24 protein-coding genes are annotated in these 23,994 nt (G+C 62.6%); 18 read left to right on the forward strand and 6 right to left on the reverse strand.

All coding sequences use genetic code 11. The features are described from left to right. Nucleotides 1-131: 131 nt before the first annotated feature. The 11 genes from NCT04_RS15715 to NCT04_RS15765 all read left to right on the forward strand — a co-directional run bounded on the left by NCT04_RS15715 (nt 132) and on the right by NCT04_RS15765 (nt 10,404). Nucleotides 132-698, forward strand: a complete 567-nt coding sequence (locus NCT04_RS15715) for a chromate transporter (RefSeq protein WP_244829081.1) — start codon at nt 132-134, stop codon at nt 696-698. Further along, nucleotides 695-1,222, forward strand: a complete 528-nt coding sequence (locus NCT04_RS15720; protein ID WP_244829082.1) for a chromate transporter — start codon at nt 695-697, stop codon at nt 1,220-1,222. The genes NCT04_RS15715 and NCT04_RS15720 overlap by 4 nt, the downstream gene beginning before the upstream one ends. Nucleotides 1,223-1,317: 95 nt before the next feature. Further along, complete coding sequence (locus tag NCT04_RS15725; protein ID WP_250466457.1) at nt 1,318-1,656, forward strand: thioredoxin family protein; 339 nt, start codon at nt 1,318-1,320, stop codon at nt 1,654-1,656. Nucleotides 1,657-1,747: 91 nt separating this feature from the next. Continuing rightward, nucleotides 1,748-2,452 (forward strand): FadR/GntR family transcriptional regulator, encoded by a 705-nt coding sequence (locus tag NCT04_RS15730; RefSeq protein ID WP_244829740.1) that lies wholly within the window; start codon nt 1,748-1,750, stop codon nt 2,450-2,452. Between the two features lie 28 nt (nt 2,453-2,480). After that, entirely contained in the window at nt 2,481-3,374 is an 894-nt protein-coding gene (gene ltnD / locus NCT04_RS15735; RefSeq protein ID WP_250466458.1) for an L-threonate dehydrogenase, read from the forward strand. Beyond that, on the forward strand, nt 3,374-4,660 hold the full coding sequence (otnK, locus tag NCT04_RS15740; RefSeq protein WP_250466459.1) for a 3-oxo-tetronate kinase: 1,287 nt from the start codon (nt 3,374-3,376) through the stop codon (nt 4,658-4,660). Before ltnD ends, otnK begins: the two co-directional genes overlap by 1 nt. Further along, complete coding sequence (otnC, locus tag NCT04_RS15745) at nt 4,660-5,301, forward strand: 3-oxo-tetronate 4-phosphate decarboxylase (RefSeq protein ID WP_250466460.1); 642 nt, start codon at nt 4,660-4,662, stop codon at nt 5,299-5,301. Before otnK ends, otnC begins: the two co-directional genes overlap by 1 nt. 138 nt (nt 5,302-5,439) lie before the next feature. After that, nucleotides 5,440-6,228, forward strand: coding sequence for a 2-oxo-tetronate isomerase (otnI, locus tag NCT04_RS15750; protein WP_250466461.1), 789 nt, complete (start codon nt 5,440-5,442; stop codon nt 6,226-6,228). A gap of 13 nt (nt 6,229-6,241) precedes the next feature. After that, nucleotides 6,242-7,207, forward strand: coding sequence for a D-erythronate dehydrogenase (gene denD / locus NCT04_RS15755; protein ID WP_244829087.1), 966 nt, complete (start codon nt 6,242-6,244; stop codon nt 7,205-7,207). A 273-nt stretch (nt 7,208-7,480) separates the two neighbouring features. After that, nucleotides 7,481-8,605 carry a DedA family protein/thiosulfate sulfurtransferase GlpE gene (locus NCT04_RS15760; protein WP_370652223.1) on the forward strand — a complete coding sequence of 375 codons (1,125 nt, stop codon included), beginning with the start codon at nt 7,481-7,483 and terminating at the stop codon, nt 8,603-8,605. Further along, complete coding sequence (locus NCT04_RS15765) at nt 8,602-10,404, forward strand: FAD-dependent oxidoreductase (RefSeq protein ID WP_250466462.1); 1,803 nt, start codon at nt 8,602-8,604, stop codon at nt 10,402-10,404. The genes NCT04_RS15760 and NCT04_RS15765 overlap by 4 nt, the downstream gene beginning before the upstream one ends. Before the next feature lie 54 nt (nt 10,405-10,458). On the opposite strand, the gene NCT04_RS15770 is transcribed toward NCT04_RS15765, so the two are convergent. The 3 genes from NCT04_RS15770 to NCT04_RS15780 all read right to left on the reverse strand — a co-directional run bounded on the left by NCT04_RS15770 (nt 10,459) and on the right by NCT04_RS15780 (nt 13,958). Next, nucleotides 10,459-11,628 (reverse strand): porin, encoded by a 1,170-nt coding sequence (locus NCT04_RS15770; protein WP_250466463.1) that lies wholly within the window; start codon nt 11,626-11,628, stop codon nt 10,459-10,461. A gap of 222 nt (nt 11,629-11,850) precedes the next feature. Then, entirely contained in the window at nt 11,851-13,290 is a 1,440-nt protein-coding gene (locus tag NCT04_RS15775) for a heavy metal sensor histidine kinase (protein WP_250466464.1), read from the reverse strand. Then, nucleotides 13,287-13,958: a heavy metal response regulator transcription factor gene (locus NCT04_RS15780; RefSeq protein ID WP_250466465.1), complete on the reverse strand. Its 672-nt coding sequence runs from the start codon at nt 13,956-13,958 to the stop codon at nt 13,287-13,289. The genes NCT04_RS15775 and NCT04_RS15780 overlap by 4 nt, the downstream gene beginning before the upstream one ends. Here NCT04_RS15780 and NCT04_RS15785 point away from each other — a divergent pair. From NCT04_RS15785 to NCT04_RS15800, 4 genes are all read left to right on the forward strand, one after another. Continuing rightward, complete coding sequence (locus NCT04_RS15785; protein WP_250466466.1) at nt 13,957-14,097, forward strand: hypothetical protein; 141 nt, start codon at nt 13,957-13,959, stop codon at nt 14,095-14,097. The two genes, NCT04_RS15780 and NCT04_RS15785, sit on opposite strands and share 2 nt — an antisense overlap. Nucleotides 14,098-14,185: 88 nt before the next feature. Further along, complete coding sequence (locus tag NCT04_RS15790) at nt 14,186-14,707, forward strand: cytochrome b/b6 domain-containing protein (protein ID WP_250466476.1); 522 nt, start codon at nt 14,186-14,188, stop codon at nt 14,705-14,707. A gap of 3 nt (nt 14,708-14,710) precedes the next feature. Next, nucleotides 14,711-15,484 carry a molybdopterin-dependent oxidoreductase gene (locus NCT04_RS15795; protein ID WP_250466467.1) on the forward strand — a complete coding sequence of 258 codons (774 nt, stop codon included), beginning with the start codon at nt 14,711-14,713 and terminating at the stop codon, nt 15,482-15,484. Nucleotides 15,485-15,528: 44 nt separating this feature from the next. Continuing rightward, a complete protein-coding gene (locus NCT04_RS15800) occupies nt 15,529-16,140 on the forward strand; it encodes a hypothetical protein (protein WP_244829095.1) in 612 nt (203 codons plus the stop codon). 46 nt (nt 16,141-16,186) lie between these two features. On the opposite strand, the gene NCT04_RS15805 is transcribed toward NCT04_RS15800, so the two are convergent. Next, nucleotides 16,187-16,603 carry a MarR family winged helix-turn-helix transcriptional regulator gene (locus tag NCT04_RS15805; protein ID WP_244829096.1) on the reverse strand — a complete coding sequence of 139 codons (417 nt, stop codon included), beginning with the start codon at nt 16,601-16,603 and terminating at the stop codon, nt 16,187-16,189. Nucleotides 16,604-16,733: 130 nt separating this feature from the next. Here NCT04_RS15805 and NCT04_RS15810 point away from each other — a divergent pair, with 130 nt between their 5' ends. Both NCT04_RS15810 and NCT04_RS15815 read left to right on the forward strand, forming a co-directional pair. Next, nucleotides 16,734-18,185: an NAD-dependent succinate-semialdehyde dehydrogenase gene (locus NCT04_RS15810; protein WP_250466468.1), complete on the forward strand. Its 1,452-nt coding sequence runs from the start codon at nt 16,734-16,736 to the stop codon at nt 18,183-18,185. A 51-nt stretch (nt 18,186-18,236) separates the two neighbouring features. Continuing rightward, nucleotides 18,237-19,043, forward strand: a complete 807-nt coding sequence (locus NCT04_RS15815; protein ID WP_250466469.1) for an NAD(P)-dependent oxidoreductase — start codon at nt 18,237-18,239, stop codon at nt 19,041-19,043. Here the strand turns inward: NCT04_RS15815 and NCT04_RS15820 are convergent. Continuing rightward, nucleotides 19,040-20,458, reverse strand: a complete 1,419-nt coding sequence (locus NCT04_RS15820) for an aminotransferase-like domain-containing protein (RefSeq protein WP_250466470.1) — start codon at nt 20,456-20,458, stop codon at nt 19,040-19,042. The genes NCT04_RS15815 and NCT04_RS15820 overlap by 4 nt on opposite strands. 318 nt (nt 20,459-20,776) lie before the next feature. On the opposite strand from NCT04_RS15820, the gene NCT04_RS15825 reads away from it, so the two are divergent. Then, nucleotides 20,777-21,103, forward strand: coding sequence for a DUF2917 domain-containing protein (locus tag NCT04_RS15825; RefSeq protein WP_244829100.1), 327 nt, complete (start codon nt 20,777-20,779; stop codon nt 21,101-21,103). A gap of 84 nt (nt 21,104-21,187) precedes the next feature. Here NCT04_RS15825 and acnA read toward each other — a convergent pair whose 3' ends face one another. Next, nucleotides 21,188-23,905, reverse strand: coding sequence for an aconitate hydratase AcnA (gene acnA / locus NCT04_RS15830; protein WP_244829101.1), 2,718 nt, complete (start codon nt 23,903-23,905; stop codon nt 21,188-21,190). Between the last annotated feature and the right edge of the window lie 89 nt (nt 23,906-23,994).

Genomic DNA, 23,994 nt, shown 5'->3' on the forward strand with positions numbered 1-23,994 from the left:
CTTCGCAGCGGCGAACCGCCATGCGTACCGCATCGCTTTCAATCAACCCACAACGATAAACACCTCTTCTGGCGCACATCGGGACGCTGTACCCTTTCGGCTTTCCCGATGAACGTTCACGCCCGCGCCTCATGTCATCCGATCCCGCTCTCACCGGCCGCACCGCCGCGCCGCCCACCGTCTCGCAGATCTTCACCGGCTTTCTCACACTCGGCCTCACCGCGTTCGGCGGCGCGTTGCCACTCGCGCGGCGCGAGATCGTCGAGCGCCGTAAATGGCTGACTGCCGACGAGTTCACCGATCTGCTCGGCCTCTGCCAGTTCCTGCCGGGCGGCAACGTGATCAACCTGTCGGTGGCTATCGGCATGCGCTTTCGTGGCCTGGCCGGCGCGTTCGCGGGCCTGCTCGGGCTGATCGGCGGGCCGTCGCTGATCGTGATCGCGCTGGGCGTGATCTATCAGCGCACGCATCAGGACCCTCGTATCGCGCATCTGTTCGCGGGGCTTGCGGCGGCGGCGGCCGGGCTGCTGATCGCGATGGCCATCAAGATCATGTGGCCGCTGCGCAAGAAGCCCGAGGCGGCAGTCATCGCGCTCGTCATGCTCGCGGCCATCGCGTTCCTGCGCACGCCCTTGCTTCCGTCGATGCTCGTGCTCACGCCGATCTCGGTCCTCATTGCGTGGAAGGTGCGCCGATGATCGCGAATCTGCTTTCGCTCGCCGCCATCTTCAGCCAGCTCTCGCTGCTCGCGTTCGGCGGCGGCAACACCATTCTTCCCGAGATGCAGCGGCAGGTCGTGCAAGTACACGACTGGATGACGAAGGCCGACTTTTCCGCGCTCTTTGCACTGGCGCAGGCGGCGCCCGGGCCGAACATGATGGTCGTCACGCTGATCGGCTGGCATGTCGCGGGCTGGCCGGGCGTGCTGGTCACGTCGATCGCGAAATTCGGGCCGTCATCGCTCGTGACGATTGCCGCGCTGCACGCGTGGGAGCGGTTCAGGGACCGACCGTGGCGGCGCTATGTGCAACTCGGTCTCGTGCCGATCACGGCGGGCCTCGTGGCGGCGAGCGCGCTGCTGATCGCCGAGGCATCCGATCAGACGTGGATGCTGGTCGCGATCACCGCTGTCGTGGCGGTCGTGTCGTACAAGACGAAACTGCATCCGCTGTGGTTGCTGGCGGGCGGAGCGCTGATCGGGCTGACGGGAATCGGGCAGTGAACCGGGCTAGAAGTGCGGTTCCGCAAAGGCCGGCTCAAGCACGCGGGCGCACTTTCTGCTGAAATCGAACCGGACAAGACAGCCAGGACGAAGCCATGACCATGACCACCGAATACGCGAAAACCGCGCCGGAACGCGCTGAACTCGATGCATCGACGGCGCCCGTCGTCATCGAATTCGGCACCGACTGGTGCGGTTTCTGCCGCGCCGCGCAGCCGCTGATCGCGCAGGCGTTCCAGGATCATCGCGATATCCGTCACATGAAGATCGAGGACGGCAGCGGCCGACCGCTCGGCCGCTCGTTTCGCGTCAAGCTTTGGCCGACGCTCATTTTCATGACAGGCGGCAAGGAAGTCGCGCGGCTCGTTCGTCCCGGCGACGCGTCCGAAATACGCGATGCGCTGGCGCTGATCGACGATCCTTTGGAGCAGTAGCCGCTTCCCGGCTAGGGGTTAAAGCTGATACGATCTCGGCCATGCAAACTTGTATGATGACCCGATGACCGTACAAGAGCCGTCCATCCGTATGTTCGAAAAGATCCCGTCCCGCGCCCTGAGCGATACGGTCGCGCAGCAATTGCAAAAGCTGATCGAGAAGGGCAGTTTCACCGCCACCGGCAAGCTGCCGACCGAAGCCGTGCTCGCGCAGGAGTTCGGCGTGAGCCGCACGGTGATTCGCGAGGCCATTTCGCGGCTGAAAAACGAAGGCATGGTCGAACCTCGGCAAGGCAGTGGCGTCTTCATCGTCGAGCGCGCGGGCATTCGGCCGTTGCGGATCGACTACGCGCAGGCCGTCGAGCCGGGCTCCGTGCTGCATATCCTCGCGCTGCGCCGGGCGATCGAAGCCGAAGTCGCGTCCGAAGCCGCGATGCGCCGCACCGACGAGCAAATGGCCGCCATCGACGCCGCGCTCGTTCGTATCGACGAAGCCGTGCGCGCCGGCCAGAACGGCGTGGCGGAAGACGTGGCGTTCCATCGCGAAATCGCGACCGCCACGGGCAATCCTTATTTCCTCAAGACGCTCGCTTTCCTGAGCCAGTACCTCGAAGCCGGAACCATCGTCACGCGCGGCAACGAAGCGCTGCGCGAAGACTTCTCGCGCCAAGTGCGCGAGGAACACGCCGCCATCGCCGAAGCCATTCGCGCCGGCGACCCCATGGCCGCGCGCAACGCCGCTCAGACACATCTCTACAACGCCGCGCGCCGACTGGCGGAAGCGGGCCTTTGCTAACCGCTTCATCGAAAATCAAGAGAACGCTATGTCAAGAAACGTGGGAGTCATCGGGCTGGGCGCAATGGGTCTGGGCGTCGCGCGCTCGCTATTGCGCGCGGGCTTCGCCGTGCATGCATGCGATGTCCGCCAGCAAGCGCTCGATTCGTTCACGGCCGAAGGCGGCATTGCATGCGCGTCGCCGGCCGAAATGGGCGGCAAGTGTGAGGTCGTCGTCACGCTGGTCGTGAACGCCGCGCAAACCGAAGCGGTTCTATTCGGCGATAACGGCGCGGTCCCGGCGATGAAACCGGGCAGCGTCGTGCTCGCCTGCGCGACGGTCGCGCCGGGTTTCGCGGTGGAGCTCGGCAAGCGCGTCGCGGCAACCGGCGTGCTGATGCTGGACTCGCCGGTATCGGGCGGCGCCGCCAAGGCGGCATCCGGCGAAATGACGATGATGACCTCCGGCCCCGCCGATGCCTACGCCGCCTGCGAAGACGTGCTCGATGCCATCGCGGGCAAGGTGTATCGGCTGTCGGAGGAGCACGGCGCGGGCTCGAAGGTAAAAATCATCAACCAATTGCTGGCGGGCGTGCATATCGCCGCCGCCGCCGAAGCCATGGCGCTCGGCCTGCGCGAAGGCGTGGACCCGGACGCCCTCTACGACGTCATCACGCACAGCGCGGGCAATTCGTGGATGTTCGAGAACCGCGTGCCGCACATTCTCTCGGGCGACTACACGCCGCTATCCGCCGTCGATATCTTCGTGAAGGACTTGGGCCTCGTGCTCGATACGGCCCGCACGTCGAAGTTTCCGCTGCCGCTTTCGGCGGCCGCGCATCAGATGTTCATGATGGCCTCGACTGCCGGACACGGCGGCGAGGACGATTCCGCAGTCATCAAAATTTTTCCGGGCATCGAAGTCCCGAAGGGAGCGAAATAATGGCGCAGGCCTTGCTTGGCTGCATCGCAGACGATTTCACCGGCGCGACCGATCTCGCCAACATGCTCGTGCGCGGCGGCATGCGCACGGTGCAAAGCATCGGCGTTCCGGCAGCCGGGACGAAGATCGAAGCCGACGCGTTGATCGTCGCGCTGAAATCGCGCACGATTCCCGCCGAGGACGCCGTGCGTCAGTCGCTCGAAGCGCTCGAATGGCTGCGCGCGCAAGGCTGCCGCCAGTTCATCTTCAAGTATTGCTCGACCTTCGATTCCACCGACAAGGGCAATATCGGCCCGGTCGCGGACGCCTTGCTCGAAGCGCTGAACGACGACTTCACCATTGCCTGCCCCGCGTTTCCAGAGAACGGCCGCACGATCTTTCGCGGCAACCTCTTCGTCGGCGACGTGCTGCTGAATGAATCGGGCATGGAGAACCATCCGCTCACGCCAATGACCGATCCCAACCTCGTGCGCGTGCTGCAACGGCAAACGAAGTCGAAGGTCGGCCTGATTCGCTACGACACGGTCATGAAGGGCGCGGATGCGGTACGCGCGCGCATCGCCGAACTGAAGAAGGATGGCGTGCGCCTGGCTATCGCGGATGCCATTTCCGACGCCGATCTCTTCGTACTCGGCGACGCCCTCGGTGACCTCAAGCTCATCACGGGCGGCTCGGGTATCGCGCTTGGACTGCCGGAAAATTATCGCGCGGCGAATCTGCTTGCTCATGCGGAAGATGCGGGCGAGCTGCCGAAGATCGAAGGCAGGTCGGTGGTGCTCGCGGGCAGCGCGTCGAAGGCCACGAATGCGCAGGTCGCGGAGTGGCGCGCGTCGAAGCCGAGTTTTCGCGTCGATCCGCTGGCGCTGTCGCGCGGCGAAGCGGTCGTCGATCAGGCGCTGGAATTCGCGCGCAGTCATGGCGATGAAACCGTGCTCATCTACGCAACGTCTTCGCCGGATGACGTAAAGGCCGTGCAGAAGGAACTGGGCGTGGAGAAGGCGGGACAGCTGGTTGAAGACGCGCTCGCCGCGATTGCGCGGCAACTGCGCGACGCAGGCGTGCGCAAGTTCGTGGTCGCGGGCGGCGAGACATCGGGCGCGGTCGTGCAGGCGCTCGACGTGCGTTCGTTGCGTATCGGGCCGCAGATCGATCCGGGCGTGCCCGCGACGCAATCCATCGGCGCCAATGCAGACGATGCGCCGCTCGCGCTTGCGCTCAAGTCGGGCAACTTCGGCACGACGGATTTCTTTGCGAAGGCCTTGAAGGCGCTGGACGGGGTGGCGTGATGTCGTCGAACGAAAACCGTATCCGCGAGGAAATCTGCGTGACGGGCGCGAGCCTGTACGAACGTCGCTATACCGTGGGCAGCGCGGGCAATATCAGCGCGCGTCTCGACGATGGCTGGCTCATCACGCCGACCGACGCGTGCCTCGGCCGGCTCGATCCGGCGGATATCGCGAAGGTGGATCTGGAAGGCAAGCATGTGTCGGGCGGACGTCCATCCAAGACGCTGGCGCTGCATCGGCGCATCTACGAGAACAATGCGGATGCGCACGGCGTCGTGCATACGCATTCGACGCATCTCGTCGCGCTGACGCTCGCGGGCGTCTGGAAAAACGAGGACGTGTTGCCGCCGATCACGCCGTACTACGTCATGAAAGTCGGCCATGTGCCGCTGATTCGCTATCGACGTCCGGGCGATCCGGCCGTGGCGGAAGAATTGGCGGCGCTGGCATCGACGGTGCGCGCGGTCTTGCTTGAGCGGCTCGGACCGGTGGTGTGGGAAAAGTCGGTGGCGCATGCGTCGTATGCGCTAGAGGAACTGGAGGAGACGGCGCAGCTTTACTTATCGACGATGCCGAGGCCTGCGCCGTTGCCCGACAGCGCGCTCGAGGATTTGCGCACGACGTTCGGTGCGCGTTGGTGAGAGCCGTGCGAGGTTGCGAAGGCCGCGCGCGGTAACGACGCCGCAGCGGCACTCGGCTACCGCAACCAAGAGCAATTAACGCGCTGACTTTAGTGGTCAAGACCCGGAATCGAACGCATTGAAAAGGAGACAACCGCAATGCCCCGCTTTGCAGCCAACCTCACGATGATGTACCCGGAACACGAGTTCCTCGACCGCTTCGGCGCAGCCGCGAAAGACGGTTTCAAGGCGGTCGAATTCCTGTTTCCCTATGACTTCTCGGCATCGGACATCAAAACCCGATTGCAGGACAACAACCTCACGCAAGCGCTTTTCAACGCGCCGCCGGGCGACTGGGCCGCAGGCGAACGCGGCATCGCGTCCTTGCCGGGCCGCGAGGACGAATTCAAGAAGAGCGTGGACAAGGCGCTCGAATACACCGCCGCGCTCGGCAACAAGAAACTGCACTTCATGGCGGGACTCATCAAGCCCGGCGATTCGCGCGAGGAGCGCAAGTCGATCTACCTGAAGAATCTCGCGTATGCGGCGAAGCAGGCGGAATCGGCGAACGTGGATGTCGTGATCGAGCCGATCAACACGCGCGACATTCCCGGCTTCTTCCTCAATCGTCAGGACGAAGCACAGGCTATCTGCGATGAAATCGGCGCGCCGAATCTGCAAGTGCAATTCGACATCTATCACTGTCAGATCGTGGAAGGCGATATCGCGGTCAAACTCAAGCGCGACATGAAACGCGAGAACGCGGGCATCGGCCATATTCAGATTGCGGGCGTGCCGGATCGACACGAGCCGGATCTGGGCGAACTCAACTACCCGTATCTGTTCGATCTCATCGATTCGCTGGGCTACGAAGGCTACATTGGCTGCGAGTATCGCCCGAAAGCGGGTACGTCCGCGGGCCTCGGCTGGCTCAAGCCTTACCTATAAAAAAGGAGACGACATGAAGGTTCTCATCACGGGAGGCGCAGGCTTCCTCGGGCAAAAGCTCGCCAAACGTCTGCTGGAAAAAGGCGAACTCGACGGCAAGCCTGTCACCGAGCTCGTACTGCTCGATGTCGCGCGCCCGAGCGATGCCGCGCTTCTCGACGACAAGCGCGTCAAAGCCGAAACCGGCGACATCTCGGACAAGGCCACGCTCGAGCGCTACATCGATACGAAGACGGAAGCCATCTTTCATCTCGCGGCCATCGTGAGCGGCCAGGCGGAAGCCGACTTCGACCTCGGCATGAAGATCAATCTCGATGCCTCGCGCGCGCTGCTCGAAGTGTGCCGCGCGCGGGGCCACGTGCCGCGCGTCGTGTTCACGAGTTCGGTCGCGGTGTATGGCGGAACGCTGCCGGAAGTCGTGCAGGACGACACCGCGCTCAACCCGCAATCGTCGTATGGAACGCAGAAGGCCATCGCGGAATTGCTGCTGTCCGATTTCTCACGGCGCGGCTTCGTCGATGGCCGCGTGCTGCGCCTGCCGACCATCAGCGTGCGGCCGGGCAAACCGAACGCGGCGGCGTCGTCGTTTGCGAGCGGCATCATCCGCGAGCCGCTCAATGGCGAGCGCTCGGTATGTCCCGTCGATGGCGACACGCGCGTCTGGCTGCTCTCGCCGAAAAGCGCGGTGGACGCGCTCATCGCCGGATGCGAGATCGAGCGCGCGAAGCTGGGTCTTCGGCCGGTGATCAATCTGCCGGGGCTTTCGGTGAGCGTGAACGAGATGGTCGCGGCGCTGCGTGAAGTCGCGGGCGATGAAGTCGTGGCGCGCATCGACTTCGAGCCGGAGCCGCGCATCGAGAAGATCGTGGGAAGCTGGCCGGGCGCGTGGAATCCAGCGCGCGCTGAAGAACTCGGGCTCACGGGCGACAAGTCTTTCGCCGATGTGATTCGCGCGTATATCGCCGATCAGCGCGTTTGAATGAGGCAGGGCGCCGTGTTTTCACGGCGTCCGCGCGAGCCAACCCGCAGCGCACCCGGCAACCGCCCCAAAGGTTGCACGATGCAAGCTTGTATCCCCTTTCCGCGCTACACTCCTCCCTTAAATGTGACGAACGCCGGTCCGGCGCCGCGTGCACCGCAGTGAACCACGAGCGGTAGCCTGCTCGTTTCTCATTCCAGCGCCGATCCGCGCTGCCGCCACGCGCAAAACCCGTCGTCTCGTCAGGCTGCCCCTTGCGCGGAGAATCCCATGTTGCTCCACCAGCTCGTCGATCGATTCGGCCCGTTGATCGTATTCGTCAATGTGATGGGCGCGGCGCTCGGGCTGCCCGTGCCCGCCATGCCAACGATGATCGTCGTCGGCGCGTCCATCGCGCTAATGGCGGTGAATGGCGCGGCGTTCTGGCCACCGCTCATCGGTGTTCTGTGCGTGGCGGTCGCGGGCGGCGTGATCGGCGATCTCGTCTGGTTCCAAGGCGGCCGCAAATACGGCGACCGCACGCTCAAGACCATCTGCAAGCTCTCGCTGTCGCGCGATACCTGCGTCAAGAAAACCGAGCGCTTCTTCGGCCGGTGGGGCGTGCGCATTCTGCTCGTGGCGAAGTTCATTCCCGGTTTGTCGCTCGTGTCCGTGCCGCTCGCGGGCGCCATGGGCGTGAAGCTGCGCAGCTTCATTACCTGGGACGGTCTTGGCATTGCGCTGTGGGGCACGGTTGGCCTTACGGTCGGCGTGCTGTTCGCGGCCGAACTGGAAATGGTCTTCGCCATGATTTCGCAGCTCGGCCGGCAGGCCATCATGGTCGTCGCGGTGCTGCTCGCGGTGTATGTGGCGTATCGCTGGTGGCGTCGCCGCGCGCTCATGGCGACGCTGGAAAAAGCGCGCATCAGCGTGGACACGCTTTACACGATGATGCGCGACGAACCCGTGCCGGTGATCTTCGATATCCGCTCGCCGGAAAAGCGCATGCTCGATCCGTTCACGATTCCCGGCTCCGTGTTCGCCGATGAACGCGAACTGGCGAAGATCATTGAAAACTACGACAAGTCGCGCAAGATCGTCATCTACTGTTCGTGCCCGAATGAAGTGTCCGCTGCGTGGATGGCGAAGACCATGCGCAACGCGGGCTTCAACGATGTCGTGCCGCTCACGGGCGGGCTCGATGCCTGGCGTCTCGCCGGCTTCGATGTCGCGAAGCTGACCGAGTTCGGCCAGATCGTCGCGGCCACGCCGGAAGAAGTCGCCGAGATGGCGGCAATGTGCCCGTGGCCCGTGAAACAGGCGCCGGGCGCATCGGCTGCGGCGTCTTCCGCGACGGCGGCATCCACGGGCTCCGCATCCTTGCATGAAGCTGGTTTTCCACACGGAGATCGCGCATGAGTACAACCCCGAACAACGAGCACGGCGCGGACATGCCCAATGTCGTGGCATGGAGCGCGCGAGTGCCGTCGTCGGAAGATCCGAACGTCGTTCCGTCGACGACCGTCGTCGAGCCTGCGGCAGCGGATGAAAACGCGCCATATTCGCCGCTGAATTCGCGCATGCATCAGATGTTCCCCATCCTCACGGCGAACGAGATCGAACGCATGAGCCGTTTCGGCAGCGCGGCGCGCTGGCGCAAGGGCGAGTGGCTCTTTCGCACGGGCGATCTCGGGCGCGGCATGGTGATCGTGCTGAGCGGTTCGGTGCGCGTGACGCGGCGCGATGCGCTCGACCGCGTGCATCTGGTTGTCGAGCATGGTCCGGGCAATTTTCTGGCGGAAGTGGCGCAGCTTTCGGGCAAGCCGTGTCTCGTCGATGGCATGGCCGCCGAGGATGTCGAAGGCGTGGTGATCCCGCCCGAGCGTCTGCGCGCGCTGCTCGTCGCAGAAGCGGAACTGGGCGAGCGCATCATGCGGGCGCTGATTCTGCGGCGCGTCGGCTTGATCGAAAAAGGCAGCGGACCGGTGCTGCTCGGCCAGTCCGACGATGGGCGTCTGGTTTCGCTGCAAGGTTTCTTGCGGCGCAACGGCCATCCGCACACGGTAATCGACGCGTGTACCGATCCCGATGCCATCGCGCTGCTCGAACGCATCTCGGCTTCTAAAGCCGACTTTCCGCTGGTGATCTGTCCGGACGGCACCGTATTGCGCGCGCCGACCGAGAACCAGGTGGCGACGCAACTCGGCTGGCTGCCGGAATTCGATCCGAGCCATGTCTACGATGTCGCGATCGTCGGCGCGGGACCGGCCGGGCTCGCTACGGCGGTGTATGCGGCGTCGGAGGGATTGTCGGTTGCCGTGTTCGACTGCCGCGCGCCGGGCGGACAAGCGGGCGCGAGTTCGCGTATCGAAAACTATCTCGGTTTTCCGACCGGTATTTCAGGGCAAGCGCTTGCCGGACGCGCGTTCGTGCAGGCGCAGAAGTTCGGCGCGCATATCGCCATTCCCACACGCATCAAGGCGCTGCATTGCGGTGCGACGCCCATTCGGATCGAACTCGAGAACGGCACGTGCGTGGCGACGCAGACGGTGGTGATTGCATCGGGCGCGGCGTATCGGCGGCCAGCCATTGCCGGGCTCGAAAAGTACGAAGGGCATGGTACGTACTACTGGGCGTCGCCGGTCGAGGCCAAGTTGTGCAAGAACTCGGAAGTGGTGCTGGTCGGCGGCGGTAACTCGGCGGGACAGGCGGCCGTGTATCTCGCTTCGCACGCAAAGCACGTGGATGTGCTGATTCGCGGCGCGGGGCTCGCGGCCAGCATGTCGCATTATCTGATCGAGCGCATTGCGTCCTTGCCGAACGTGACGGTGCGCACGCATACGGAGATTACCTCGCTCGAAGGCGACGATCGCATGTTGAGCGCCGTCGTCTGCAAGACGCCGGAGGGGCCGTTGCGGCTCGAATCGCGGCATCTGTTTCTCTTCACGGGCGCGGACCCGAACACGGACTGGCTGACCAATTGCAACGTCAACACGGACGAAAAGGGTTTCGTGCTGACCGGGCCGGAAGCGCACGAGGGCCGCACGCAAGGCGTGATAATGCTGGAGACGAGCGTGCAGGGCGTGTTCGCCATCGGCGATGTCCGCTCGAGTTCGACCAAGCGCGTGGCGGCCGCGGTCGGCGAGGGTGCGGCGGTCGTCGCGCAGATACACGGCTTGCTCGCACGGCGACAGGCGGTGCCTGCACCGGTTGCTTGATGAAAAAGCCCCGCATTCGCGGGGCTTTTCGTTTGAGGCAGGCTCGAAAGCCGGTCAGAACCGATGCCGCAAGCCGACGCGCGTGACGAACTGCGTGTTCGCTCCGGCACTCTGGCCGATAAAGGCCGTCGACGAGCCAATTTCCGCTTGCACCGGCACATTGCGGCCGGCAACCGTGTTGCTGCCCGACGCCTTCTGATAGATGCCGAGCAAATACACATCGGTGCGCTTGGACAACGCGTAATCCACCGCGCCGTTGATCTGATGCCATTTGCCTTCGAAGTTGTCGTCGAGCTTCGAGAACGTATAGCCGAGACCCGCGCTGAACGCCGGCGTAATGTTGTACTTGCCGCCGATTTCGTAGTTGTTCAACTTCGACGATGCCGCGACCAGCGGTTCGAACGTCGTATGCGTCCAGTTCGCCCAGACCGTGGCCGCGGAGAACGTGTAGCGCGCGCCGACGCCATAGGTTTCGAGATCGCGCAGGCCGCCCGTGGCGATGTTCGCGATGTTCGTGCTGAATGCAGGCGTCGCGCCATTCGGGAAGCGGATGTTGGTGTACGCCGCGCCGATGCCGAACGGTCCCTGGTTGTAGTTCAAACCGAAGCTGTACGTGCTCGACGAACCTTGCGTCGCGCCCGCGCCCGTGGTGCTCGGCGTGCCCGCGAATTGCGTCGAATTGGAGAAGCCGTACATGGCGCCGAAGGTTACGCCATAGAAGCTCGCGCTGTTGAACTTCACCGAGTTGTTGATACGGCTCGAAGTCAACTGATCCAGATCGTTGATGTGGTACGCGTAGTTGCCGGCGGGCGTTTGGCTACCCATCGTGTAATTGCCGCCGATGACATCGGTGGAGAACGAATACTGGCGACCGAAGGTCAGCGCGCCGATATCGTTCTTCGACAGACCGACGAAGGCTTGCCGGCCGAATTCCGCGCCGCCTTGGCCGAGCGTGCCATCGCCGCTATTGAAGCCGCTTTCCAGGACGAAGATGGCCTTGAGCCCGCCGCCCAGGTCTTCCTGGCCGCGCAAACCCCAGCGGCTGCCTGATGCAACGCCGTCGCCGTACTTCACGAGGTTGTCGTGGCTGTTCGGTCCGGTCGAAACCTTGTTCGCATAGGTGATACCGGCGTCGATCAGGCCGTAAAGCGTGACGCTGCTTTGCGCATGCGCGGCCATGCCGAAGGTCCCGAGGATGGCGAGCGCCAGGATTTTCTGCTTCATCGATCTTTCCTTGTTATTTGCTGTTCGCGAGTGACGATTTGCCACGCGAAGCGGCGCCGCTTGTGCGGCTGTTGTGTTCACGCCGAAGGGTTTCGTCGGACATACCGTTGCGCGATGAACGCCATCGTTATGTCGCGTGGAATATAGCGAAATGTCAGCTAGCGGTAAACGCTTCGAGGGGAAGCTGTAGCCTTTCTTCCACAATACTTGCTATAAGAATTTTTATAGCTTGAGCAAGGATGAGGCAGGAAAGTGCAGTTCGAATTCGATCCAGCCGTCATGCGTGCAACGCGCCGACGCGCTGCCGCCATGCATGCGCATGATTGCCTGGACGATGGAAAGGCCGAGCCCGCTGGACTCCGTGAACTCGCTACGAGCCGCATCGCCACGATAGAAGCGGTCGAAGAGACGCGTCAGTTCGGCGTCTTCTATACGCGCGCCGCGATTGCCCACGACGATGCATGCGCCGTCCGCATCCGCGTGACCCGACAGGCGCACGACCGTGCCTGCGCTCGCGTAACGCACCGCATTGACGACCACGTTGCCGATCGCGCGGCGGCACATGATTGCGTTTGCAACTATCTGGCCGCTTGCCTCGATATCGAAGCTGATGTGCCGTTCTTCCGCGATGCCTTCGAAGTAAGCGGCGAGGTTGTTGAGTTCGTCGCGGATATCGAGCTTCTCGCATTCGATGCGTTGCGTTTCGTGATCCGCTTGCGCCAGAAACAGAATGTTCTGCGCAATGCGCGCGATTCGCTCCAGTTCCTCCAGATGCGATTCGAGCACGGTGCGATACTCCGCCACGCTGCGTTCATGCGCGAGCGTTACCTGCGTCTCGCCGATCAACACGCCAATCGGCGTACGCAGTTCGTGCGCGAGATCGGCGGAAAACTGCACGAGGCGCGCATAGCCGTGTTCGAGCCGGTCGAGCATGGCGTTGAACGAAGCCGCGAGGCTTTGGAGTTCCTGCGGCGCGTGCGCGACGTCGAGTCTCGCCGACATGCTGTCCGGCGCGATCTCGGCGGCTTTGTCCGCCATGAGCCTGAGCGGCATCAACCCGCGGCTCGTGACCCAGTAAGCGAGCAGCATCGTGACGAGCACGGCGGCGATCATGGTGATCCAAACGCGCACGAGATACGCCGACAACACGTGCGCTTCCTGCGTCATCACGTGCGCGGCCATGATCTCAACCACTTCACCGCTTTCGCCGATACGCGCCTGCGCACCGAGCCAGCGCATGCGCACGCCATCGGCGCGCGTGCCTTCGTAAAGATCGTCGAGCGCGACTGCGCGTGTCACGGGCACGGTCTGCAGCGGCGGCAGCGGCATGTTCTCGGGATTGACGGCGATGAACGGCGCCGCGCCCGCACGCCGGAAGATGATCACGTCCTGCCGGTCGCCGAGCATGGTTTCGAAAAGCCGCGGCCGCGCTTCGATTTCCTTGATCGTGTAGAGGTCGTGCAGCAGCGCGCGATAGTGTTCGACACGGGCGATCAACTGATAATCCGCACGCGTGGAGAGGGCGGAGTTGGTCGCGTGATAGAGCGATGCGCCGACCATGCCGACCACCACGCACACGATCAGCACGAACGACACGGCAATACGTACGGCAAGCGAGCGCGACGGCTGCGGCGGCAGCCAGCGCAAGACGGCGTCGTTCAAGGCTCTTCCCCAAACGAATAGCCGATACTGCGCACCGTATGAATCAGCTTCGGTTCGAACGGATTGTCGATCTTCGCGCGCAGACGCTTGATGGCGACATCGACCACGTTGGTGTCGCTATCGAAATTCATGTCCCACACTTCCGAGGCAATCTGCGTGCGCGACAACGCCTCGCCCTGATGCTTGCAAAAGAGATGCAGCAGCGCGAATTCCTTGTTCGTCAACGCGATATCCATGCCCTTGCGCGTCACCTTGCGGCGCAGCACATCGACGTGGAGATCGGCAATCTGGAACATGTCCGATTCGCGCATCACGCCGCGACGCAAGAGCGTGCGAATGCGCAGCACGAGTTCGGTGAAGGAAAAGGGCTTGACGAGATAGTCGTCCGCGCCGAGTTCGAGACCGTGGATACGGTCCGTGACGTGGTCGCGGGCCGTGAGAAAGATGACAGGCAAGTCACGTTTCGCGCGCAACGCCGACATGACCTGCCATCCGTCGATGCCGGGCAGCATCACGTCGAGCACGATCAGCTCGTAAGAGTTCGCCAGCGCCTGATGCAGACCGTCGGTGCCGTTGCGCACGAGATCGACCTGATACCCGGACTCGATCAGCCCTTTTTTCAGGTAGTCTCCGGTCTTGCGATCGTCTTCTATAACGAGGATGGTCATGCGCGGCATTTTTGCTTTGTATTGCCGTCATTTTGCCAGTGCGCTTGAACGGTCCGTCGAAAATGACAAAAAAGTCATCGATGCGTCATGGATCGATCAGAGCGGGCTGGCTACCATCGGTCCTGTGTTTGCTCCGTGAGAAAGACGTGCAGAACAATTCGCGATATTCCGTGCAGCCGCTTTGGCTTCGCATCACACATTGGGTCAACGCCTTCGCCATACTCATCATGGTGACGAGCGGCTGGCAAATCTACAACGCATCGCCGATCTTCAAAGCGTTCACGTTTTATCCGGCCATCACGCTCGGCGGCTGGCTCGGTGGTGCGCTGCAATGGCATTTCGCGGCCATGTGGCTGCTCGTGGCGAACTTCATCGTCTATGTCGGGATGAACGTTGCGACGGGCCGTCTGCGCGAGCGCATGTTTCCGCTCAGCATCAAAAGCATCATTGCCGATGGCATTGCCGCCGTGCGCGGCAAGCTCGGTCACGACGATCTCACGCGCTACAACGCCGTGCAAAAATTCGCGTATCTCGCGGTCATGGTGGATATCGTCGTCATCATTCTGTCGGGCCTCGTCGTGTGGAAGTCGGTGCAGTTCCCGCTTTTACGCGCGCTGATGGGCGGCTACGACAACGCACGCGTCGTGCATTTCCTCGGCATGAGCTTTCTGGTGGCGTTCTTCGTCGTGCATGTCGCCATGGTCGCGCTCGTGCCGCGTTCGCTCGTGTTGATGATCAAGGGACGTTGATTCATGTCGCTCAAGCTTTTTAAAACACGAACGGACGCCGAACTCATCGTTAAAGATGCGGCGAAGGAATTAAAAGCCCCCGCGCGCCGTTTATTCGGCAAGCGCATTCTTTCGCTCGGCGGCCTTGCGATGCTGTCCGGCTGCAACATCACCGACGACAAATCCGTCAACGCGATGCTGCGCAAGATCTCGTCCTTCAACGACGACATGCAGGCGTTGCTCTTCGATCCCAAGCAACTCGCGCCGACTTATCCCGATTCGATGATTACGCGTCCGTTTCCCTTCAACGCGTTCTACGACATCGACGAAGTGCCCGAAGTGGACGCTTCGAGCTACAAGCTGCAGGTCGGCGGCCTGGTCAAAGGCAAGCTTATCTGGACGCTCGATGAGCTTCATGCCATGCCGCAAGAGAGCCAGGTGACACGGCACATTTGCATTGAAGGATGGAGCGCCATAGGCAAGTGGGGTGGCGTGCGCTTCGCGAATTTTCTGCTGCATGCAGGCGCGGATACGACGGCGAAATACGTGGCCTTTCACTGTGCGGACAATTACTCGACGAGCATCGACATGCCGACCGCGCTGCATGCACAAACCTTGCTCACGCTCAGCTACGACGGTCAGACCTTGCCGCCCAAATACGGTTTTCCGATGAAGCTGCGCATGCCGACCAAGCTCGGCTACAAGAATCCGAAGCATATCGTCGCGATCACCGTGACCAACGATTACCCCGGCGGCTACTGGGAGAACCAGGGCTATAACTGGTTCGGCGGTTCCTGAAGAAGTCTCTTCGCTTGACCCTTATCGATACCAAAGGAGAATCCATGTCGATTCGCATGAAACTCGGCGTCAGCATCGCGGCGCTCGCACTCACGAGCGCGGCCTTCGCGCAGACGCCCGCTGCCAAACCCACGCGTATTCGCGGCGATATCGTGTCCCTGTCCGGCGACACGATGACGGTGCATCGGCGTAGCGGCGACACGGTCAAGGTCGCGGTGAAGGCCGACACGCCGGTCACGGCGCTCAAGAACATCAAGCTCGAAGACATCAAGCCGGGTCAGTTCGTCGGCACGGCCGCGACCACGGGCACCGACGGCAAGATGACCGCAACCGAGGTGCTGGTGTTTCCGGAAGCGGCACGCGGCACGGGTGAAGGCCACTACGCGTGGGACCTCGGCCCGCAAAGCTCGATGACCAACGCGAACGTCGATCAGGTCGTGCAAGGCACGAGCGGACGCGATCTCAAGCTGTCGTACAAGGGCGGCTCGAACGCTGTCACCGTGCCGCCGAACGTGCCGGTCGTGACCTTCGCGCCCGCTTCGCATGACGACCTGAAGCCTGGCAAGAAGGTGTTCGTCGTGGCGAGTCCGGCAGGTGGCGACTTTGCCGCGCAGCGTATCGTGGTGGAAAAGGACGGCGTCGCTCCGCCGATGTAAGCTTCGATGTAACGTAAGACCCGCGCCCGCTTCAGAGCGGGCGTTTTCATTCCAGACTCGCGCGCACGTCTCTCACGTTCGACACCGTCTCGTCGAAGTGCGCGGACCCGAGTTTGCGCCTCATGCGCTTCGTGACCTCCGAGCTCATCGAGCCAATGCGCTTCATCAGCGCAGGCGCCGCGGCTGTCGGATGAATCGATGCCTCGCGTCCATCCCTGTCGGTCGACCAGCGTTCGACCAAGCCGAGCTTTTGTAAGCCGTCCAGCGTGCGCGTGGCCGTGGGTCGCGAAATGGCGAGCGCATCGGCAAGCTCGCCCTGCAGCAAGCCGGGATGCTCGACGATCGCGCGCAGCATGAAGCCTTGTGACGGCGTAAGGCCGAACGGCTTGAACGCTTTCGTCCACTCGCGCTCCAATGTGCGTGCAAGCGCCGTGGTGTTGAAGTAAAGGCATTGGTCGAACATGCGGCTTTCCTTTGAATCGAATTGATTTGCTCTGCAACTATCCGCGTGTCGTCGACGGACGGGTCAGCAGATTTTACGGGCTCGGGTTAACATCGTCGTTTGCCGCGAACCACTCGTCAGGAGAACATGCATGAGCAATACGCGTTCCGACCTTCCGTCATATCCGAACACACAACTTTTTATCGATGGCGAATGGCGCGCCGGCTCGCGCGACACCGCCGTGATCAATCCCGCGAGCGAAGCGGAAATCGGCCGTCTCGCGCTCGCGGGCATCGACGAACTCTCGCTTGCCGCCGATGCCGCCGCGCGTGGCTTCAAGGAATGGCGCAAGGTTTCGCCGTACGAGCGCAGCAAGCTGATGCGTCGCGCCGCGCAGAACATCCGCGACCGCGCGGAGCAGATCGCCGCCATCATGTCGATGGAGCAGGGCAAGCCGCTCGGGGAAGCTCGCATCGAGACGCTGTCGGCTGCGGACATCATCGAATGGTTTGCCGAAGAAGGGCGCCGCACGTATGGCCGCGTGATTCCGTCGCGTTCGGACGCGGTGCGCCAGATCGTGACGCGCGAGCCCGTCGGTCCCGTGGCCGCTTTCACACCGTGGAACTTCCCGATCAATCAGGCGGTGCGCAAGGTGTCGGCGGCGCTGGCCTCGGGCTGCTCGGTCGTGTTGAAGGGACCGGAGGAAACGCCCGCGAGTTGCGCGGCGCTCGTGCAGGCTTATGCCGATGCGGGTTTGCCCAAGGGCGTGCTGAATCTCGTGTTCGGCGTGCCGGCGGATGTATCGAAATATTTGATCGCGCATCCGGCCATCCGCAAGATTTCGTTCACGGGTTCCACACCGGTGGGCAAGCTGCTCGCATCGCTGGCGGGCGAGCATATGAAGCGCGTGACCATGGAGCTCGGCGGACATGCGCCAGCTATCGTCTTCAAGGACGCGGACGTGCCGCGCGCGGCGAAGATGCTGGCATCGGCCAAGTTCCGCAACGCCGGTCAGGTGTGTATCTCGCCTACGCGCTTTCTCGTCGAAGAAGCGGCGTATGAAGAGTTCGTGCATCACTTCGTCGCGACGGCGAGCGCGGTGAAGGTCGGCAACGGTCTCGACGACGGCGTGCAAATGGGCCCGCTCGCCAACGGCCGCCGTCTCGAAGCCATGGAACGCCTCGTCGCCGATGCCCGCGAGCATGGCGCAAAGGTGCTGACGGGTGGCGAACGCGTGGGCCGCGAAGGTTACTTCTTCGCGCCGACCGTGCTGGTGGACGTGCCCATGAGCGCGCGCATCATGACCGAAGAGCCGTTCGGCCCGATTGCGCCTATCGCCTCGTTCAAGTCGTACGACGAAGTCATCGCCGAAGCGAATCGCTTGCCCTACGGTCTCGCCGCTTATGCGTACACGAGTTCGGCGGCGACCGCGGCGGCGGTATCGGACGATATCGAAAGCGGCATGCTGTCGATCAACCATCACGGGCTTGCCTTGCCTGAAACGCCGTTCGGCGGTGTGAAGGATTCGGGCTACGGTTCGGAAGGCGGCAGCGAGGCGATGGAAGCGTATCTCGTCACCAAGTTCGTGACCGAGCATCGTTGATGGAAACGCGCGGGCGTTATCACGACGCTCGCGCATCGACAGGAGAAGCAGGTGACGCGAACGGTCGTGGGTTTGCTCGGCACGGGCAGCATGGGCGCGGCTGTCGGCCACAGGCTGACGCAGAAGGGCGCGCGTGTCTTGACGACGCTCGAAGGGCGCAGCGAGGCCAGCATCGCTCGCGCGCGCGAGGCGGGGATCGAAGACGCAAGTCCCGACCGCTTCGCCGAGTGCGATTTCATTCTATCGATCGTGCCGCCCGCGGCGGCGGTCGAATCGGCGCACCGTCTGGCGCCCGTGCTTGCGCGGGCCGCCCGTAAGCCTCTCTACGTCGATTGCAACGCGGTCAGTCCGGCGACGGTCAAGCGCGTGACAGAAACGCTCGACGTTCCGTTCGTCGATGGCGCGATCATCGGTCTGCCATCCGCGCCAAAGTTCTATGTGTCGGGACCGCAAGCGCACCGTACGCTCGCACTCGCCGATGCGGGCCTCGACGTACACGTGCTCGATGGTCCTGTCGGCGCGGCATCGGCGCTCAAGATGTCGTATGCGGGAATCACGAAGGGATTGACCGCGATCGGCGCGGCCATGTCGCTCGCCGCGCTTCGCAATGGCGCGGGCGATGCGCTCTTCGAAGAGTTATCGGCGAGTCAGCCCGAGCTCGCCAAATGGCTTGCGAATAGCGTGCCGCGCATGCCGCCCAAGGCGTATCGATGGGTCGCGGAGATGGAAGAGATCGCGGGCTTTATCGGCGACGAACATGCCGAGCATCGCATCTATGAAGGCGCGGCCGGTCTCTACGAACGCCTGGCCCAGGACAAGGACGCCACCGACGCGCTCAAGCAGTTCTTCGAGCGTTAAGCCCTGGCCGTCTGCGTCATGTGTTCGAAAAAGCGTGCGGCGCGCCGGTCGCCTGCGTATGCCGAATTGATGCGCACCCACGCGCACGTCTCGCCGTTCGGCCGATAGTAATTCCCCGGCGCCAGCGTCACGCCGAACTTCAGCGCTTCACTCACGAGCTTCGTCGAGTCTTCGATACCCGGCACCTTCGCCCAGACGAAATTGCCGCCGCTCGGTTGATCGAATACGTCCCAGCCGTAGCTCTCCAACTGCTGCACCGCGCTCGAAAGCGAATCGCGCACGCGCTTGCGCAGCCGTTCGAGATACTTCCTGTACGTGCCGCGTTCCAGCAGACTTGCCGCAACGCTCTCGGCGAAGCGCGTGCCGCCGAGGCTCGTCAGCACTTTCACATCGACGAGATTCTTCACGAGCTCGCGATTGGCCGCGAGATAGCCGATTCTCAGCGACGACGACAGCGTCTTCGACAAGCCGCCCACATAAATCACGCGGTCGAACTGATCGAGCGATGCGAGTCGTTGCGTCGGCACGGTTTGAAAATCCGCATAAATGTCGTCTTCCACGATAGTGAAGCCGTGCTGCGTCGCAAGTTGCAGCAGCCTGAAAGCGATTTGCGGCGCGATGTTGGTCGCCGTCGGGTTCTGGAACACGGTGTTCACGAAGAACAATTTGGGCGTGTGCTGCTTCAGAAGCGCTTCGGCCATCTCGACATCCGGCCCGTTGGCCAGACGCGGCACGCCGACGAGCCGCACGCCTTGCAGCTTCAGCAAGCCAAACAGATTGTAGTAGCCGGGATCTTCGACGAATACCGTATCGCCGGGCTTGAGCATGTAGCGCACGACGAGATCGAGCGCCTGACTCGCGCCGCTCGTGATCATCACATTGGGCAAATCCGCGTTGATGCCGAGCGTGTTGAGGCGCATCTGGATCTGCTGGCGCAGGTTCGTGTCGCCGTGCGGAATGGCGTAATCGATCACGCTTGCGATGTCCGCGCGCGACGCCTGTCGCACCGCCTGCGTGAGACCATCGACATCGCGCCATGCCTCGGGAATGAAGCCGCTCGACAGCTTGAGCGTCTCGCCGGGATAGTTGAACTGCGCGAGGATCTGGCTCGACTCCTCTTCCGCGAGACGCGGGTCGCAATTGCCAGCGTCGCGCGCGTGTTCGTCCACATGATTCGCCACGTAAAAGCCCGAACCGTGACGCGGCTGGATCAGCCCGCGCGACGCAAGACGGTCGTACGCTTCGATCACCGGAAAGCGGCTGATGCTCTGTTCGGTCGCAAGTTGCCGGATCGACGGCAGTTTCGCGCCCGCCAGCACGCGGCGCGAGCGGATCATGGTTTCGATTTGGCTGACGATCTGCTCGGTCAGCGGCACGCCCGTGGCGCCATCGATATTTAGCGGAAGTGCGTTCATCGTTTTAAGTGTTCGGTCGAACAGAGTGAACAGTTGCGATCAAGTGTTTGCGGAGTAATTTGAAGTATTCGAACGCATCCGAAAATCGCCGTCAACTAGGCCAAACGGCCATCCACACTGTTCTGAGCGAATACCGACAAAATTACTCACCTCGAAGTGTTCGGTATTTCTAGCTATACAGTTCCTGTGTAACTGTACGCAAGTGTTCATTCTAGATGTTCGGCACTGGCCGAATAATACGCTTAACGGCTGCGACACGCTTTTACATTCGCAGCATCCATCAAGCGATCAGGCGATCGAGCGACAGGGAGCGGCATCATGCGTGAAATCAGGACTTTTGAACTCGACGGGCGCGATGCGCCGACTAGCTGGTTTATCGACCGGCCGCAAACGCTGCGCGCTACGCGTGGCCAGATCTGGCTGACCATCGAGGGCGACGCCGGCGATTTCTGGCTCGATGCGGGCGAGTGCGTCGAACTTCAGCCGTTCTCGACGATCTGGGTAAGCGGCGCGCGGGACGAAAGCGCTTTTTCGCTGGCGGCGGTTTCCACGCCGACGACCACATCAAGGCGCTTGATCGACGCAGCCCGCGCGTGGCTCGCGCGCCGCACGGCGCCTTCCGGTGCGGCGATCTCGAAGGCATAGGCGAAAAAAAACCCGGCCGAGGCCGGGTCCAATGTTCCCGCGCTCTTTCGAGCGCGGTCACCTGCAAAGCTACAGACTACTCGCTTACGCTGCCAGCAGCGAGCGCAACACGAACGGCAGAATGCCGCCGTGCTTGTAGTAGTCGACTTCGATCGGCGTGTCGATACGCAGCAGCACCTGCACGCGATCTTCCTTGCCGTCCTTCCGATGGATCACGAGCGTCACTTCTTGCTGCGGCTTAAAGTCGTCGCCCAGACCTTCGATATCGTACGTCTCTTCGCCCGTGATGCCGAGCGTCTGCACGCTGTCCGTACCCTTGAACTGCAGCGGCAACACACCCATGCCGACCAGGTTCGAACGATGGATACGCTCGAAGCTGCGCGCCACCACGGCCTTCACGCCGAGCAGTTGCGTGCCTTTCGCCGCCCAGTCGCGCGACGAACCCGTGCCGTATTCCTCGCCCGCGAAGATCACGGTCTGCGTGTTGTCGCCGATGTACTTCATCGCGGCGTCGTAGATGGACAACTGTTCGCCGCTCGGTTGATGGATCGTCAGGCCGCCTTCCACGCGCGTGCCATCTTCCTTCAGCGGAATCATCAGGTTCTTGATACGCACGTTGGCGAAAGTGCCGCGCATCATCACGTCGTGGTTGCCGCGACGCGAGCCGTAGCTGTTGAAGTCGGCCTTCTGCACGCCGTTCGCCTTCAGCCACACGCCCGCCGGCGACGTTTCCTTGATGGAACCTGCCGGGCTGATGTGGTCGGTCGTGACCGAGTCGCCGAAGATGCCAAGCGCGCGTGCGCCCTTCACGGCGGGAATCGAGTCGGCCGGGGTCATCGAGAAGTCGTGGCCGAAGAACGGCGGCTCCGCGATATACGTCGACTTCGGCCAGTCATAGACCTGACCGGTTTCGCCCGCGATCTTGCTCCACAGGTCGCCATCCTTCGTAAGCTGCGAGTAGTTCTCGCGGAAGGCTTCGGCGTTGAGCGCGTACTTGAGCAGCGAATGCACTTCCTCGCTCGTCGGCCAGATGTCGCCGAGATACACGTCGTGCCCGTCCTTGCCCTTGCCGACCGGCTCGGTCATGAGGTCGCGCGTGATGTTGCCCGCGATGGCATAAGCGACCACCAGCGGCGGCGAAGCCAGGAAGTTGGCGCGGATGTTCGGGTGAATACGCGCTTCGAAGTTGCGGTTGCCCGACAGGACGGCGGCCGCGACGATATCGTTCTTCACGATGGCGTCGTTCAGCTCCGGCGTCAGGTCGCCCGCATTGCCGATACACGTCGTGCAACCGTAAGCGGCGAGCGTAAAGCCAAGCTTGTCCAGATACTGCAGGAGATCGGTCTTCGTCAGATATTCGGTGACGATACGCGATCCCGGTGCCAGCGACGTCTTGATATGCGGCGCCACCGTCAAACCGGCCTCGACCGCTTTCTTGGCCAGCAGACCGGCGGCCAGCAGCACGCTCGGGTTCGACGTGTTCGTGCACGACGTGATCGCGGCGATCAGCACGTCGCCGTTCTTCACGTCGACGCCATCGGCGGTCTTGTAGTCGGCGGTCAGATCGGCGGGCTTCTTGGCAAAGCCGTTTTCGCCGACCGGCTTCGAGAAGAGGTCGGTAAACGTGCTCTTCACATTGCCGATTTCGATACGGTCTTGCGGGCGCTTCGGACCCGCCAGCGACGGCGCGACGGTGGACAGATCTAGCGTCAGCGTCTTCGTGAAGTCGATGTCGCCGGCCTTCGGCACGCCCCACAGCTTCTGCGCCCTGAAGTAGTTCTCGAAGGCGGAGATTTCGGCGTCGGTACGGCCCGTGCCCTTGAAGTAGTCGATGGTTTTTTCATCGACCGGGAAGAAGCCCATGGTGGCGCCGTATTCCGGCGCCATGTTGCCGATGGTCGCGCGGTCCGGCACCGCGATGGAAGCCGTGCCTTCGCCGAAGAACTCGACGAACTTGCCGACGACCTTCTCCTTGCGCAGCATTTCCGTGATGGTCAAGACGAGGTCGGTTGCCGTGCAGCCTTCGCGCAGCTTGCCCTTCAACTCGACGCCGACGACATCCGGCGTGAGGAAATACACCGGCTGGCCGAGCATGCCCGCTTCCGCTTCGATGCCGCCCACGCCCCAGCCCACCACGCCGATGCCGTTGATCATCGTCGTGTGGCTGTCGGTGCCGACGAGCGTGTCCGGGTAGTAGACCGTGTCGTTGCCTTCGGTCTTCTTGTGCACGCCGCGTGCGAGATACTCCAGATTCACCTGGTGGACGATGCCCACGCCCGGCGGCACGACCTTGAACGTGTCGAACGCCTGCATGCCCCACTTCATGAACTGGTAGCGCTCGTTATTGCGCTGAAACTCCAGCTTCATGTTCAGGTCGAGCGCGTTCGGCTCGCGGAAGTGATCGATCTGCACCGAGTGATCGACGACGAGATCCACCGGCACGAGCGGCTCGATTGCCTTCGGGTCCTTGCCCGCGCGTTCGGCCACACCGCGCATGGCGGCGATGTCGGCGAGCAGGGGCACGCCGGTGAAATCCTGCAGCACGACGCGCGCGACGACGAACGGGATTTCATCGACGCGGGCTGCAGTCGGTTTCCAGTTCACGAGTTGTTCGATGTGCTCTTCGGAAATCTTCTTGCCGTCGTAATTGCGCAGCACGGATTCGAGCACCAGCCGGATAGACACCGGCAGACGTTCGATCTTGACCTTCAGGGCTTCGCCGAGTTGCGGCAGCGAGTAGAACTTGCCTTTGCCGGAACCACTGTCGAATTCCTTGAGCGTATTGTGAAGATTGTGGGCCATGGTTATTTTCCTTGGGCTGATCTGGGTTTGATGCAACGTTTCCTGAATCTGAAACCGGGTCGTGCCTGGTTTGACGCGCCGGCACGCGC

Source organism: Caballeronia sp. GAFFF2 (assembly GCF_023631485.1).
GTDB lineage: Bacteria > Pseudomonadota > Gammaproteobacteria > Burkholderiales > Burkholderiaceae > Caballeronia.

What these genes read in the sequence shown, in the direction of transcription:
- NCT04_RS15715 (WP_244829081.1), top strand. Translation starts at nt 132, where the DNA reads ATGTCATCCGATCCCGCTCTCACCGGCCGCACCGCCGCGCCGCCCACC.
- NCT04_RS15720 (WP_244829082.1), top strand. Translation starts at nt 695, where the DNA reads ATGATCGCGAATCTGCTTTCGCTCGCCGCCATCTTCAGCCAGCTCTCG.
- NCT04_RS15725 (WP_250466457.1), top strand. Translation starts at nt 1,318, where the DNA reads ATGACCATGACCACCGAATACGCGAAAACCGCGCCGGAACGCGCTGAA.
- NCT04_RS15730 (WP_244829740.1), top strand. Translation starts at nt 1,748, where the DNA reads ATGTTCGAAAAGATCCCGTCCCGCGCCCTGAGCGATACGGTCGCGCAG.
- ltnD (WP_250466458.1), top strand. Translation starts at nt 2,481, where the DNA reads ATGTCAAGAAACGTGGGAGTCATCGGGCTGGGCGCAATGGGTCTGGGC.
- otnK (WP_250466459.1), top strand. Translation starts at nt 3,374, where the DNA reads ATGGCGCAGGCCTTGCTTGGCTGCATCGCAGACGATTTCACCGGCGCG.
- otnC (WP_250466460.1), top strand. Translation starts at nt 4,660, where the DNA reads ATGTCGTCGAACGAAAACCGTATCCGCGAGGAAATCTGCGTGACGGGC.
- otnI (WP_250466461.1), top strand. Translation starts at nt 5,440, where the DNA reads ATGCCCCGCTTTGCAGCCAACCTCACGATGATGTACCCGGAACACGAG.
- denD (WP_244829087.1), top strand. Translation starts at nt 6,242, where the DNA reads ATGAAGGTTCTCATCACGGGAGGCGCAGGCTTCCTCGGGCAAAAGCTC.
- NCT04_RS15765 (WP_250466462.1), top strand. Translation starts at nt 8,602, where the DNA reads ATGAGTACAACCCCGAACAACGAGCACGGCGCGGACATGCCCAATGTC.
- NCT04_RS15770 (WP_250466463.1), bottom strand. Translation starts at nt 11,628, where the DNA reads ATGAAGCAGAAAATCCTGGCGCTCGCCATCCTCGGGACCTTCGGCATG.
- NCT04_RS15785 (WP_250466466.1), top strand. Translation starts at nt 13,957, where the DNA reads ATGCGCGGCATTTTTGCTTTGTATTGCCGTCATTTTGCCAGTGCGCTT.
- NCT04_RS15780 (WP_250466465.1), bottom strand. Translation starts at nt 13,958, where the DNA reads ATGACCATCCTCGTTATAGAAGACGATCGCAAGACCGGAGACTACCTG.
- NCT04_RS15790 (WP_250466476.1), top strand. Translation starts at nt 14,186, where the DNA reads ATGGTGACGAGCGGCTGGCAAATCTACAACGCATCGCCGATCTTCAAA.
- NCT04_RS15795 (WP_250466467.1), top strand. Translation starts at nt 14,711, where the DNA reads ATGTCGCTCAAGCTTTTTAAAACACGAACGGACGCCGAACTCATCGTT.
- NCT04_RS15800 (WP_244829095.1), top strand. Translation starts at nt 15,529, where the DNA reads ATGTCGATTCGCATGAAACTCGGCGTCAGCATCGCGGCGCTCGCACTC.
- NCT04_RS15805 (WP_244829096.1), bottom strand. Translation starts at nt 16,603, where the DNA reads ATGTTCGACCAATGCCTTTACTTCAACACCACGGCGCTTGCACGCACA.
- NCT04_RS15810 (WP_250466468.1), top strand. Translation starts at nt 16,734, where the DNA reads ATGAGCAATACGCGTTCCGACCTTCCGTCATATCCGAACACACAACTT.
- NCT04_RS15820 (WP_250466470.1), bottom strand. Translation starts at nt 20,458, where the DNA reads ATGAACGCACTTCCGCTAAATATCGATGGCGCCACGGGCGTGCCGCTG.
- NCT04_RS15825 (WP_244829100.1), top strand. Translation starts at nt 20,777, where the DNA reads ATGCGTGAAATCAGGACTTTTGAACTCGACGGGCGCGATGCGCCGACT.
- acnA (WP_244829101.1), bottom strand. Translation starts at nt 23,905, where the DNA reads ATGGCCCACAATCTTCACAATACGCTCAAGGAATTCGACAGTGGTTCC.